This is a genomic window from Anaerolineales bacterium (assembly GCA_016928575.1).
In the GTDB taxonomy this organism is placed as follows: Bacteria; Chloroflexota; Anaerolineae; order Anaerolineales; family RBG-16-64-43; genus JAFGKK01.
In genome coordinates, this window is record JAFGKK010000046.1 from 21,586 (window position 1) to 35,910 (window position 14,325).

Annotated in this window: 7 protein-coding genes; 6 read left to right on the forward strand and 1 reads right to left on the reverse strand. The window is 65.2% G+C overall.

All coding sequences use genetic code 11. The features are described from left to right. Positions 1 to 222: 222 nt before the first annotated feature. Entirely contained in the window at positions 223 to 6,876 is a 6,654-nt protein-coding gene (locus JW929_06160; protein ID MBN1438978.1) for a sortase, read from the reverse strand. Positions 6,877 to 7,003: 127 nt separating this feature from the next. On the opposite strand from JW929_06160, the gene JW929_06165 reads away from it, so the two are divergent. The 6 genes from JW929_06165 (at position 7,004) to JW929_06190 (ending at position 14,000) form a co-directional block, all read left to right on the forward strand. Then, the gene (locus JW929_06165; protein MBN1438979.1) at positions 7,004 to 8,074 is read left to right on the forward strand and encodes a hypothetical protein; all 1,071 of its coding nucleotides are present in this window, start codon (positions 7,004 to 7,006) and stop codon (positions 8,072 to 8,074) included. A 34-nt stretch (positions 8,075 to 8,108) separates the two neighbouring features. After that, positions 8,109 to 9,140 (forward strand): hypothetical protein, encoded by a 1,032-nt coding sequence (locus tag JW929_06170; protein ID MBN1438980.1) that lies wholly within the window; start codon positions 8,109 to 8,111, stop codon positions 9,138 to 9,140. A 94-nt stretch (positions 9,141 to 9,234) separates the two neighbouring features. Next, the gene (locus JW929_06175) at positions 9,235 to 10,551 is read left to right on the forward strand and encodes a hypothetical protein (GenBank protein MBN1438981.1); all 1,317 of its coding nucleotides are present in this window, start codon (positions 9,235 to 9,237) and stop codon (positions 10,549 to 10,551) included. A 478-nt stretch (positions 10,552 to 11,029) separates the two neighbouring features. Then, the gene (locus JW929_06180; GenBank protein MBN1438982.1) at positions 11,030 to 11,950 is read left to right on the forward strand and encodes a hypothetical protein; all 921 of its coding nucleotides are present in this window, start codon (positions 11,030 to 11,032) and stop codon (positions 11,948 to 11,950) included. A 104-nt stretch (positions 11,951 to 12,054) separates the two neighbouring features. Then, complete coding sequence (locus JW929_06185) at positions 12,055 to 12,495, forward strand: GNAT family N-acetyltransferase (protein ID MBN1438983.1); 441 nt, start codon at positions 12,055 to 12,057, stop codon at positions 12,493 to 12,495. A 158-nt stretch (positions 12,496 to 12,653) separates the two neighbouring features. Next, on the forward strand, positions 12,654 to 14,000 hold the full coding sequence (locus JW929_06190; protein ID MBN1438984.1) for a hypothetical protein: 1,347 nt from the start codon (positions 12,654 to 12,656) through the stop codon (positions 13,998 to 14,000). The last annotated feature ends 325 nt before the right edge of the window (positions 14,001 to 14,325 follow it).

Below are 14,325 nucleotides of genomic sequence, written 5' to 3' on the forward strand. Positions count from 1 at the left end.
CGTCGCGGCCGGGTTTATTCGGGGGCTGACGAAAAAGGGGGACGACGGCGGTCTTCCCTGATACCGCGCTGAAGTTGGATCGTCATTCCCGCGCGGGTTTGGCGGGGATCCGAGGTTTCGCGGACCGGAGGCCCGCTTCAGCACGCGGGCATGGCGATCCTGCGTACGACGCGTGATCCTTTTGGGAAAGCCTCCCCTGTTTTTCGCCGGAGGACAATCTCCCTACCGGATTTCCACCAGCACCGCGCGCGCGACCTGCCGGTAGCGGTAGGTATCGTTTTGGGGGTTGTATCCGAGGCAGGTGACCAGCGTCAGCCACGGCTCCGCTTCGTGCCTCAGCGGGCCGTTGTCGTCCGGCAGGACGCTGGTGTTGGTGCGGACCTCGTAAATATACTGTTGTCCATCCATCCGCAGGATGATCTTATCCCCCCAGCGCAACGCGGCCAGGTTTACAAACGGGCCGGGGAGGCCGTTCGGCAGATACACGTGGGCGGTAATGACCGAGTTGCCGGCGGTCCCGGGGAAGGCGGTCCCCTCCAGGTATCCGGCCTGATCCCAAAGCCAGGTCAGATCCCACCCGCCCTCCGTGATCGGCACGCCGACCACCGGCAGGTTTTGGTTCAACCGGGGGATTTGCAAACGCAGGCCGCCCAGCCGGGCATAGCGTTTCTCGGCCGGCTGTTCGGGCAGCGATGTCGTCCGCTTGGGCGCAAAGCCGGTGTCCGGCAGGGAGAGGGAAGTGACGGTCGCCGCGGCGGTCACCTGGTAAACGTCCGCCGGGTTGGCCGGATCGTACCGCCGCTCGTGCGAATACGGCTGGTTGAACTGCGAAAGGTAGGTGGCCGGCGGCGCGGGCACCTCGCCCGGCAGGCTGGTCCATTCGGCGCTGGCCGTATTCACCACCGCGGTCCCCGCCGGGATCGGGCCGAAGACCACCTGGAACTGGATCGTGGATTCCTGCCCCAATCCCAGTTCGGCCCATTCGGCATGCATGATCAGATTGCCGGTCGCCGGATCGACGCCGGTGTCGTCGAGCAAGCTCGGCGCCGCGCCGCTGCCCGTCACGAAGCTCAAGGATCCCGGAACGTAGGTCAGGTCGTCCGGCAGGACGTCGTTGATCTCGGCGTCGTAGGCCGGCAGTTGGCTGACGCCGGAGTGGAAGATGCGGATCCGGTAGGTCAAAGTCATCCACGGCGAGGCCGAGGGGCTGTCGACGGTTTTCTCCAGGCCCAGGTCCGGTTCGATGATCGTCACCGGCGCGGTCTGCCGGTGGATGGATCCGCTCGTCCACTCCATCAGCGCGTCGTTGGCCAGCCCGATTCCGCCGATGTTGCCGGTGATGTCGAGTACGACGGCGCGGTAGCGGATGGTGATGCTTTCGGGGGCGGAGGAGCTGGCGTTGGCGACCGTTCCGAAAGAGAAGACGGCCGTTCCGCCCGCGCCCGAGATCAGCGGATTGGCGCCGGCCCCGGTTCCGGCCGCGCAGTTGCCCGGCGTGTTGAGGGCGATCTGCGAACTGGTCAGGTCCGCTCCCGCAGTGATGTCTTCGCAGTCGACGAAGGCCAGCCCCGAATCCAGCGTATCGGTCACCGTGTAGGTGTCGCTGGTCGCGGGCGGGATGGTCAGCACCAGCTGGTAAGTGAGGATCTCGCCGATGGTCACGTCCGGAAGCGCGGTGACCGGCGCCGGATGGCTGTCGCCGACCAGGGTTTTTGCCAGGTCGCGGTCCGTGTTCAAGGCCGTGCCGCTTTCGGCGGCGTAGTCGTTCAGCGCCCCGCCCGGCCCGTCGGCGCCGGTGCGTTCGTTGGAATCCAACCCGGGCAGCGAACTCCACGCGGCGCGGGCGGTGTTGACGATCGGCGTGCCGAAGGGCGCCGTCACCGTCGCCTGGTAGCTGATCGTCAAACTGCCCGCCGTCGGGAATTCCGCCACCGAGAAGTAGACCATGTTTCCGATCGAGGTGTTCACCACGCCGGCCAGACCGCCCGAGGCGCTGAAGGAAACCGACGCCAAATCGAGCGTCAGATCCGCCGGGAGGTTGTCGTAGATCTCCGCGTCGAAGGCCGTGGCCCCGCTGGCGGCGGCGTGGTCCACCACCACCATGAAGGTGACCACCTGTCCGGGCGCGGGATTCGGATCGTCGACCGATTTGACGATTTGCAGGGTGGATTCGACGACGGCGACATCCTCGCTGTCGGTATAGGTGTCCACGCCGACGAACAGGCTGGCGGTGTTGGTCAGCAGCGGCGGGGAAGCCTGGTTGCCCGCCTCGTTGAGCAGAACCGCCTGGTAACACAAGTAGAACGAGTTGTTTCCGGCGATGTTGTCGCCGTCGACCGCGATCGGGCCGAACTCGACGGTCAGGTCGGCGCCGCTGCCGCCGCCGGGCGGGTTCAAGGCCAGGGTCGGGACGGGCAGGGTTCCGTTGAAGTTCATTCCCAGACTGCCGCAGGACGCCGGCGGGTTGGTCTCGGTGACGACGGCCAAACTGCCGTCGACGTAAGCCAAGCCGTCCGGAACGAGATCCTGGACCTGCAAGGCCGGCGTGGTCCCCTCCGGCAGGGTGATCAGCAAACCGAAGGTGGCGATTTCGCCTATGGCGAGGCCGTTTCCGGCCGTGTGCGCGGCGGAGGTGGAGTCGAGCGATTTGGCGAAGACGGGCGCGGTGATGTCTAGCGTCGCGACGTCGATGCGGTCGTGGTCGTTGGGGTTCCCCGTCGGGCCGTTCGAGCCGTCGCGTTCCCCCGTCCCGCTCCCGGGCAAGCCCGGCGTCGCGTCGCCCGTGCCGTTCGGGCCGGGCAGGGAAGTCCACAGCGCCTCGGCGTCGTTGTCGATCGCCTGGCCGGGGGTGACGCCCGCGCCGACGGCCACCTGGTAGGTGATCACCACCTGGCCGCCGACCGGCAGGGAGGCCACGGTGACGCGCACGGTGCCGCCGGCCGAGGCGTTGACCACGCCCGCCGCTCCGCCGCTGGCGGCGACGCTGACCGACGCCAGATTGAGGGTCAGATAAGCGGCCGGCGGCGTATCGGTGAACACCACGTCGAAGGCGGCGGCGGTGCTGTTCGTCGGCGCCGCCCCGTCGTTGACGATCGTCGCCGTGTAGGTGACGGTGTCGCCCGCGTCCACGGTTCCGGCGATCGCCGAATGGGTTTTCTCGAGCGTCAGGAAAGGCTCCACCACCCGAACCCGCACCGCGGAAGAGTCGCTGCCGATCTGGACCGGAGTCACTCCGGCATAGGCGCGGACCCTGTTGTCGCGGTTGTCGCCGGAATCGTTTTGGTCGGCCGTCAGGTTGTGCACCAGGGCGTTGAATTCGATCACCGCGTACTCGCCGTCGTCGTCCAGGTCGCCGTTGGTCAGGTCGCCGAGCTTGAAGTAGATATCGCTTCCGCTGCCGTAGGCGTCTGGATCGGCGGTGGTGCTGTTCGTACTGCCGATGTTCCAATCCTCCAGCAGGCAGGGCAGAACCGCCGGGTTGGTGGCGTCCGCCGCCGTGCCGACCAGGTTGCAACCGCCCGGGACGGCCGGGACGCTGTCGCGCCCGGCGGAGACGATCCCGCCGTTGGAAACGAAACCGACTCGGGCCGTCCCGTCGTCGAGGAATACCAAGCCGGCGGGGAGCAGATCGCGGAATTGGAAATTCTCGCTCGTGCTTTCCGGGATGCGGGCCGCAATCCGGTAGCGGACGACCTCGCCGACCGCCACCTGCTCCATGGTGGTGAAGCCGGTGTGCGCCTCCGACGTCCCGACGATGTATTTGGCCGGCGCGCCGCTGATCGTCACCGTCGCCTCGTCCCAGAGCGGCGAGGGCGTGGGCACGTGGTTGGGCCCGCCCTCTTCCCCGGCGTAACTCAGCAGGGTCTCGGTGTTGACGATGTTTCCGGGCGCCACGCCGGTGCGGATCTCCAGATCGTAGGTGATCAGGATCACGTTGTTGCCGAGGTTCGGATCGTACGCCGAGCAAACCCCCGCCTCGACCGGATCGATCAGTTCGATCCCGTCCTGGAAAAGCTCCTCGCCGCAGGGATCGTTGTCGCCGGCGGCGGTGCAGCCGCTGGTCAACCCCGCGTAGGAGATCGGCCCGCTGCCGTCTCCATAATAGGCCTGCAAGTTCAACCCGCCGGCGGGAATTTGATACTGGGCCGACTGCAGCACGTCGCGGATCCGAATGTCGAAGGCGCCGTTCAGGCTGGTTCCGGTGTTTTCGATCGTGATCGCAAAGGTGACCGTGTCGCCCGCGTCGACGTCGCGCACGTTGCTGTCGATCGGCCGCGCCGCCAATCCGTTGGAATGGATCGTTCCGCTCCAGCGCGGAGCGTTGGCCGGATCCAGGAAGGTCACACCGGCCGGTCCGCGGTTGGCCGGAGCGAAGACGTTGTTCGGATTGCTCGTCCAAATCACGCCCTTGGTCGAGGTCAGCGCCGGCTCGGTGAGGATCAATTGGACGATCGCGTCGGAGGGGACTTCCCCGGCGTTGGTCGATCCCTCGACCGCATATACCTGGTTGGTCAGGTACAAACCGTCGGCGAAGGGCTCGGTGGCGACCGTGACGGTGAAGAGCAGATCCACCGTGGTGGACTGGCTGGCCGGGTCGTCGAAATCGCCGTAGTGGAACTCGAGGCTGTTGTTGCCGGTGTCGGAGGCTAGGGCCGGAACGATCTCCGAATAATCGTAGAAGGTGTCCGCCGGCCCGAAGTTGGCCGCCCCCGGAGCGGGGATGACCGCCGGCTGGCCGCTTTGTCCGACCGCGTTGAAGGCCCACCCCGGCCCGTTGCCGTGGGCGGGGTAATCGTTTGCGTCCGGGTCGGCGACAAAGAAGATCGGCAGCGGCAGGTAATCGGTGAACTCCAGGTTTTCCTCGTCGCTGGTCGGCATCACGTAGGTGATCCGGTAGGTCACCTCGTCGCCCGGTTTGATCCGGACCGGGGTGGGGAAAGACGTGCTGCCGTTGACGGCGTAAATGCTTTTGGTCAGCGCGCCGGAGCCGATGGCAAACTCCTCCTCGGCGTCGTCGGTGACGTCCGGTCCCGGCGTGAAGTCGTAGGTGTCGAGCAGCCGCCCCGTCAGAAGCGCGGTATCCAGGAACGTGTCCCCCTGATCCACGCTCCAATCCCCGGAGGGGTAGGTGTCGGTGAAATCCTCCTGGACGACGGCGCGGAAGCGCACGACCGCCGCGGTTGCGCCGTCGTTGAAGGCGCCGCAATCCGGATCCGTTGTGCCGCCGGCCGGATCCACGCAGCCGCCGATCAGCCGCACGTCCGATACCCGGTCTTCCAGCTCATCCGAGATCCGGAAGGTCAGGTGGGTCGTGCCGTCGGTGGCGGGATTTTCCGCCCCGGGCGGCCCGTCGGCGAGGTCGATTCTGGATTCGTCGACGGTGTAATTTGTCGCGTCGAAATTCACGGCCGGCGCGAGTTCATATCCGTTCCCCGAAACTTCCAAAGTCGGAACGAACGACGGATCGAAGCGCTGACCGTCGGAGAGAACGTCGAAAACGACGACCTGGTCGAAGGCGAAGAAATCCGAAACTTGGATCTCCAGCGCATACTCCAGCACGTCGTCGGGGGAGTAGCCGCCTCCGGTGAGGTTGGCGACGCCCTTTTGAACGGCCAGCGACCGGTCGGTGAGCGTGTGCTCGCATCCACCCGGATCGACCGTCACGGTTTGCGGGCCGTCGCGCGCATCGACCGGAGTCCAATCCCCCTCCGCCAGCGCCTCGTTGCAGGAAGAAACCGCCGCTCCGGTGAGCGGGTTGATCACCCGGATCCCGTCGGCGTTTTCGAGCGGAACAAAGAAGGAGAACGCCGCCTCGGCGTCCGCCGCACCCGCGCCGCCGGTGATCGCGCCCCAATGGACGATCAGGTCGTTGTCCGGCGGATTTTGCGCCGCGCCGGCGGCGGGCTCATCCTCCAGCCCATACCCCGGCGTCGCCGACACCAAGCCGGCGTATTGCAGGTTGTTGGGGAGAAGATCGTAGACACGCAGGTCGGTGATCGTCTGTCCCGGAGCGATGTCCGCCGTCAGCGTGTACTGGCGGGCGTAGTTCGGGCCGGTTGCGGTCTCGTCCGAGACGTCCCCCGGTCCGGCGTAGGCCTTGGCCAGCGTCATCAGGGTCGGGGTGACGGAGTCGGAAACCCACCCGCTGAGGGTGATGTCGGGCGGATCGCCGCAGCACCAGTCGTCGAGCGGGGTGATGCCGAACTCGTAGCCGCCGCGCGCCCGGACCGTGAGCGCGTATCCGAGGTCGGCCAGGTTGCTCATGTTAACCGTCATCCCGACCGTGGCGGGCGGCTGTCCGTAGGTGAAACTGCCGAACGGCAGGCGGATGACCACCAGCTCGTCCCCCGGCGTGCCAGTGACGTTGATGAAGTTACCGCTCGCGTCGCGGAGGATCGGGTGATTCGCGTTGCCCCCGGCATTGAACGTGACCCGGTAGAAATCCTGCGCCGGAACGGGGCTTCCCATGTAGCTGGCGGTGATGGTCGTCGTCCCCAGCCCGTCGTCGGTCGCCGCGCCGGCCCCGTCCGCGCCGGTGCGCGGGATGGTCATTTCCACGAACGGGCCATAGCCGGTTTCGAATTCGGGATCGTTGTTGTCGAAGGTGACGGTGAATGAGACGTCGGATCCGATCATCGCCTCGGGCGGAACGCCCAGGGTGACGGTCGGCGGATCGATAGCGCCCGGCGTGAGGCGCGGGGCCGCGAACGCGGGGAAGGACGACGACGCCGGGCAGGCGATTCCGGCGGCGAGCAGGAGGGAATAGAGGATAATCCGGCCGGGAATCCTTCCCGACCGCGTCAACCGGGATCGGCCGATCGGGCCGAACGCAGGCAGAGTTGTCCCTTCGAAGCGCGTCGCAGTCTCGGAATCCATTCCCGGCATCAGCAAAAAGGATCCTTAAGGGGATTAATTACTGGCATGAATTATATTATGGAATCGAAAAAACCGGGGTGACGCTTTGCATATATAATCGGTCCATCCATCACTTATTGGAGGGCGTATGGACCGGATGAGGCTGATCCCCATCGTTCTGATCCTGTTGCTGGCCTGCAATTTTGGTGCTCCGCCGGGATCGGCCGATACATCAGCCGATCAACCCGAGGAAGGGGAATCCATTCCGCCCGCGCAAGGGGATTCCCCGCAGAACACCCCCCGGCCGGAAGAAGACGAGGCCGCGCCGGACGGCGGGCCCTCGGCCGTCGACGTCTCTCCCCCCTCCGAAACCGTCAAGCTGATCTTCATTCACCACTCCTGCGGCGAAAACTGGCTCGCGGATTGGAGCGGCGGCCTGGGCTTGACGCTGACGGGCAACAATTATTTCGTCAGCGATACCAACTACGGCTGGGGTCCGGAGGATCCGTCCCTCGGCGGGGCGATCGGGGATTTCACCGACATCGGCCACTGGTGGAACTGGTTCCTCGGCCCCTCCAGCGAAGAGATCCTGCGGGCGCTGTTTGACGAAAGCGGACAGCATTCCGAGTACACCCGGATGGAGTCCGATCCGGGCGGCGAAAACGAGATCGTGCTCTTCAAATCCTGCTTCCCCAATTCTGCGCTGGAGGGCGATCCCGTCGATCCGCCGGCCGAAGGCGCCAGCCCCCTGCAAGGGATGGACTGCGGGTCCGATATGCACACCGTGGCCAACGCCAAGCGGATCTACCTCGACTTGCTGGACTACTTCGCCGCCCACACGGATAAGCTGTTCATCGCCGTCACCGCCCCGCCCCTGCTCGACACCTCCCCCGAACAGGCCGCCAACGCGCGGGCCTTCAACCGCTGGCTGGTGGAGGAGTGGCTGTCGGAGTATTCGCATGCCAACGTCGCCGTGTTCGATTTTTACAACGTGCTCACGTCGAACGGCGGAAATCCGAACACCAACGACCTGGATTCCAAATACGGCAACCACCACCGGATCCGCAACGGGCAGGTCGACTATGTCACCGGACAGGGGGGCGACGGCTCCGCCTACGCGGAAGAGGGCGACAGCCATCCCACCCCCGCCGGCAACCTTAAAGCCACCGCCGAGTTCGTGCCGCTGTTGAACCACTACTACCACCTTTGGCGCGGCTGAGGCCGCCTGCGGTTCCGCGCGGCAGGAGGATCCCATGAAAAGCATGCGCTGGACCCTTCCTTTAATTGCATGGCTGGCCTTCGCCTGCATTCTGCCAAGCGCCGGGCCGGCCGCCGTCGAATCCGGCCAAGCGGAGAAAACCGCCGCCTCGGACAAGAGATGCGGCGATGGCGTCTGCAGCGGACCGGAAAACGCGGAATCCTGTCCGCAGGATTGCGCCCCCGGAGGCGCGGCTCCTTCCTCCGGCGGCGCCCAAAACGGGAGCTTCTCCGCCGGGACAAAGGAAAACACGTATTGGATGGTCAACCCCGCCAGCGGAGCGGATTTGTATATCGTCGTCTCCTATCCGCCCGGCGGCGGCGATTCGCTCCTGCCGGCGGTGATCATGGTCCCCGGCGGCCTGGGCGCCAAGGATCTGGATAACGGGACCGACACCGATGCGGCGCGGCTTTCCGCCGCCGGCTACGCGGTGATCCAATTCGAGGCCGACGGGCGCGGGTCGAGCGGCGGGGAGGAGGATTACAACGGCTTCGTCCACCAGGACGGGTTGGCGGCGCTGATCCTCGCCGCCGGGCAAATCCCGCGCGTGGATTCCTCCCGGTTGGGATTGATCTCCCGCTCCTACGGCGTCACCATGGCCGCCGGCGCGCTCGGCCGCCATCCGACGCTACCGATTCGTTTCTACATCGATTGGGAAGGGCCCGCCGACCGCAACTACACCACCAGCGGCTGCACCGGCATAACCCACGGGATCGATTGGCCGCCCTGCGCCGACGAGGCGTTCTGGGCGGAGCGCGAGGCGGTCGAGTACATCGGCGCGGCGCGCATTCCCTACCTGCGGATCCAATCCGCCGCCGACCACGTCCAAAGCACCAACGCCCACGCGGTCGACATGGTCAACGCCGCCGTGCAGGGCGGCGTGCCGTGGGTCCGGCTGAACGATTATCCCGCGGGCCAGACCTACGATCCGGCCGCGCCGCCCGAGATGCTCCCGGATTCCGCCGACCGCCAGCTGTCGGAACTTTTCATCCGCTACGCCGGGGAGCTGTTCGCGCTGGAATGGTGAGTCTGTACATTGCTGGACATCTCCGCAGAATTGTTGGAAAATAGGCCCAAGTAACGGCGGCGCATTCCATCATCGATAGGGTCTTGGAGGGTGTATGCTGGAATTCCTCGGCGCGTTGTTCAACTTCCTGATCCGGCTGACAGCCGCCCTGCTGTGCCTGGCCTTCGTGGCGACGATCGTCGTCGTCCTGCTGTTGGTCAACGCCGATTCAATGCTGCTGTCGCCTACGGTCTACACCAACGCGCTGAAAAACGAACGCATCTACGAACGGCTGCCCTCCCTGGCCGCCGAGCAAATCCATTCCAGCCTGCATCCGAAGGTGGAGGGCGTGACCTGGGAAGGGGGCGGAAATCCGCTGCAATACGCCGGGCCGGAAGCGCAGAGCTGTTCGATGGACGCCCTCGGCGAACAGGCCTTCCGGGATATCCTCGGCGGCCTGCGGCGCCCGACCCAGCAAGAGGTCGCCGCGATGCAATCCTGCGGTGTGGGCGCGCAGTCCGGCGGCGCCGAGGGGGCGCCGGAGTTCTTCAAAGTCCTGACGATCGACCAATGGGGCTTCATCCTGCGGACCCTCCTGCCCGCAGATTGGCTGCAGGGACAAGTGGAATCCATCCTGCATCAAGCCTTTCAAATCCTCGAAACCCCCGGCCAGCCGCTGAGCATCACCCTCGACATGCGGGATTTCAAGAAGCGGCTCACCGGCCCGGCCGGGACCGACGCCGTGATGGAGATCATCCGGTCCCTGCCCGAGTGCCCGGCGGGATACGTTCCGGATGACGCCAACCCCTCCAGCCTGCTGGAATGCCGACCGCCCGAGGAAATGCTCGCGGTGATGGGGCCGGATATCTCCGCCGCCCTGACCGAGGCCGCCAAGGAGATCCCCGACGATTTGGACATCCTAGAACCGCTGCGGACTTCCGGCGCCCTGAGTCTGGAGCAGTTCGGCCTGCCCATCGGGCCGCGCCAACTGCTGCAGGTCGGCCGCTGGATCGTCCGGCTGAGCCCGATCTTGTGCCTCGCGATCCTGATTCTGGTGACTCTGCTGGTGGTGCGCTCGTGGCGCGGATTCCTGCGCTGGTGGGGGTTGCCGATCCTGGCGGCCGGGGCCTGCGTGCTGTTGACCGCGATCGCGATCTGGATCGGCTTGGACGTGGTGATCTCGCTCGGGCGGGAAAATCTTCCGGCGGCCCTCTCACCCGGAGTGTACGACACCGGGGCCGGCGTGCTGGTGTTCATCGCCCACCGCTACGCGCTGGTGACCGGCGGGGAGGGCATCGCCCTCGGATTCGTCGGCCTGGTGCTGGTCGTGCTCTCGTTCTTCATCGGACGCGGGAAGAAACCCGCACCGGCCGCCGCGCCGCCCGCCCCTCCGCCGGACGATGCGCCGCGGCACAGCGGCATTTTCGGGTAGGTACCAAAAACCGCTTTACCGCAAAGGCACTAAGGAAGCAAAGGGATAATCTTTGCGTCACCCGGTCCGCCGGATATGTGTTTTGCGGGATGGGATTTTACGCATATCCCGAACACCGTTTCCTCTGTGCCGTACAACTCCCCACACCGAAGGGGAACGGCCGCAGCCGATAAGGAGTTCCTTGAGCGGAAAACCGCGCGCGCCTCTCTTCCCGATCGCCACCATGCTCATCGCCGGCGGATTGCCCCTTCCGGCTTGCGGAACGGCTCCGGCTTCCGCCCCTCCCGCGGATTCGGCCCGAACCCTGCAAGAAACTTCCTGAAAGGATTTTTCGGTTGCGGATTTCAACTCCGTGCACAGTCCGATTCGGACGGAGAAGGCGGTTCTCTGATTTTCGGCTCGCTTCCCGTTTCCGCCCCCGCGGAGGATTTGGCGCCGGAGCTGGCCGTTTTTCTCGGGCGCTGGGAGGGATTTAAGCATGGGCGGGGAAGCGGCCTACCGTTTCGCCCTGATCCTGCCTGGTTTCTTCGCCGCCGTTTCGCCGCTGGCGGGCTTCAACCCCAAACACTCTCCGGCGGCCCTGCAGGGCGGCTGCTCCCCCCTTCCGCTTCCCCTCAAAAACCTGAGGGGCGTTCCGGTTTGGGCGATCAGCGGCGCGGAGGATATCGTGGTTCCGCTGTCGGTCGTGCAAGCGGCCATCGACGAGCTCAAGGCGGCGGGAGTCGATATCCGGCTGAGACTATCCTGGAAGGCCACGACCACGACGTCTGGACGGACACCTACTCTGATCCGGAGTATTACGAATGGTTCCTGCAATATCAACGCGACTAAGACCCGATGTTCCCCGGCCGTCCGGCGGGCCGCACCGCAGATCGGGCGGCGGACCATAAGAATCCTGTTCTTCGCCGCTCTGGCCGGAATCTTCTGCCTTCACGGTTGCGCCTCCGCGTCCCCGAATCGCGCGACTCCGAAGCCCGGATGGACGGTATACGCCAACGACCTGTATGGATATGAAATCCAATATCCGCAAGGATACGCCCTGTGGCCGACCGGTCCAGAAGGCGGTCGGGACGGCGCGAACATCCGCATCGCGCTTGCCGACCGCGCGGCGCCCGCTCCGGTCCTCGATATCCGGATCAGCCCGCGCACGCCCGAATCGGAATTTCCCGGCCCGGCCGCGTCCTCCGGACAATTCCAAGCCGAGGCGAACGAGGTCCTGATCGGCGGCCGCCCGGCCCGGGAATGGATCCTATTCTGGAAAAGCACCGGCGAGATCGCATTCGTGGAAATTCTCGCCGACGGGGTGGTGTTCCAATTCGCCGCCGGTCCGGGGCCGGCGGATTTCCACGCCTCGGAATGGCGGCAAATCGTCGCCACGTTCCGGCTGACCGGCGGTTGAGCCCGCCGGCCGCGCTTCCCCGTCCGGCAGGCATCCGGCGATTTCCACCCCGGGGCTTTTCCCTCAACCGGGCCCGGGCAGTCCTTTTTCCAAGGTGGGTGATCATGGATTATTCGATTCGAGAGGCGACCCCTGCTGATGCGCCGGACATCGTCGCGCTCGTCCGGGAAACGTCGCAGGAGGACAACGAGCACACTCCGCTGACGGAAGCTTATGTGGGCGAGTATCTCGCCGCTCCGGACAGCGGGATCCTCCTCGCCGAGGCGGACGGACAAACCGCCGGTCTGCTGAGTTATTCCATCCGGCCGGGCCTTTTCCACGCCGCGCCCTCCTGCCTGATCGAATTGCTCGTCGTCCGTAAGCCGCTGCGCGGCCGCGGCGCGGGCGGTGCGTTGCTTAAGAAGATGCTGGCGCGGGCCGCGGCGCTCGGTTGCGCCGAGGTGTCGGTTTCGACGATGCCGGACAACGCCGGAGCCATCCGTTTCTACCGCCGCCACGGCCTGACGGAGGAGGCGGTTTTTCTGGAAAAGCATTTTCCCGGTTGAAAGACCCCAGGCCGCCCCGCCGACTGTTTTTTATCCCCGCTTAAGGTATCCCGGCAACTCGGAAGCATATACAATCCATATAGTCTTTTTGGCCGCCTCCTGGCGGTTCGGACAGCCGCGGCCGATCCGCGCTCCCTTTCCGATCAAGGACCCGGACGATGAAAAAATCCACCTTGGCATATTTGACCAGCCGCGAGCACATGCTCATCCTGACCTACGCCCCGGCCGGGCTCGGCCACCTGCGGATCACCGACGCGCTGTACGACGGCCTGCCGAAAACCGTCAACCCGGTCATCCTCGGCAGCCGGGATACGTCGATCCAAACCCTCCACCGGATCACCAGCATCCACCCCGTCGCCCGCGGCATCTTCGAGTGGCTGCAATCCGGCCCGCTGGCTCGGCAAGCCAACCGGCTTTACCGCTGGTCCCTGCGGGTCAACACCGGGGTGGTCTACGAGGAGATGTGCCGGGTGGTCGATGAGCGCTTCGATCCGCCGAAGAAAATCCTGGTGGTGTCGACCCACTTCGGCTTGGCGCACAAACTGGCGGTGGTCAAGGAGCGGCTGCAGAGGGAAAAGCAGGTCGAGATCCTGCTCGTCGTCCTGGTGAGCGACGACACCTTTCAGCACATCTGGTACGTGGACGGGGCGGACCTGCTGGTCGTTCCGAGTGCATTCATCAAAAAGAAGTACGCCGCCTACGGCGAAAGCCTGGGAAAGCCCGTGCCGATCGAAGTCAATCCCTATCCCCTCAATCCCCAGCGGATGCGCAGGCTCGGGCCGGGTCCGATGGCGGAGAAGAAGAACCAGTTGAACCCGAGGGGCAAGGAACCGATCCGGATCTCGATCCCGGTATCCGGCGCGGCGGTGGGCATGCTGTATTTTTCCCATCTGATGGCCGCCCTCCACCGCAAGTCCGACCGCTTCCGCTTCCACATCGTCTCCAAGGACGCGCCCTTCACCCAGCAATTCCTGAACGAATGGGAAAACACCCCTTGGGTGCACCTGCACGTCGGGGAAACGGACCGCGAGACGGTGGACCTTTACGACCGGCTTCTGGACGAGAACGTCGTCTCGCTCGAAGTGACCAAACCGAGCGAGCAGGCCTTCAAGGCGTTGATTCCGACGGCCATGCGGGGCGGCGTCATTCTGCTGTTTTCCGAGCCGGTGGGCCAACAGGAAATCGACAACCTCAACTTTCTCCAGCACCACGGGCTGACCCCCTCCCGGGAGGTCACCCAGGAATTATGGGCGATGGCCGAACACGGCGGGGGATTGGACGCCGCGCTGCGGAGGCGGTTTTACTCCGAAGCCCGGTACTGGCGCGGGGTGCGTCTGCCCTGGCGGTCGCAGAAATCCGCGGATTTCATCTGGTGGCTGCACCAATCCGGGATCCTCGATCGGATGTATTCCGCCAACGTCACCCAGCGGGTGCTGGATGAGGAATCTCGCGTCCTGGGGCCGAACGGCGTCTCCGAGTTCTGGGACTTGGTGACGTCGGTGTAGGGCGCGGGCGGACCGGCAAGGCGAGAGCCAATTACAATTCTCTCTTATTATAGTCATGCGGCGCTGGACCATGGACTGTGGTCCACCGAAAAGGCATTCCCCCGCGGAAGAAGGAACCATCATCCCCCAGACAATCCTCGGCGATGGTCGATGGTTTATGGCCGCCGGCTGAATCCCAAGGGCCGATGCGCAATTCCCCCATAGAAGAACCGCCCCCTTCTTCCGATAGAAAAAATCATTGTATCTCCTCAGCCCCCCGTCCCTGCCCTTTCCTCACCCCCAACCCCACAACCCCTTCCCCCTCTCCTGACTTATGCCAGGAGAG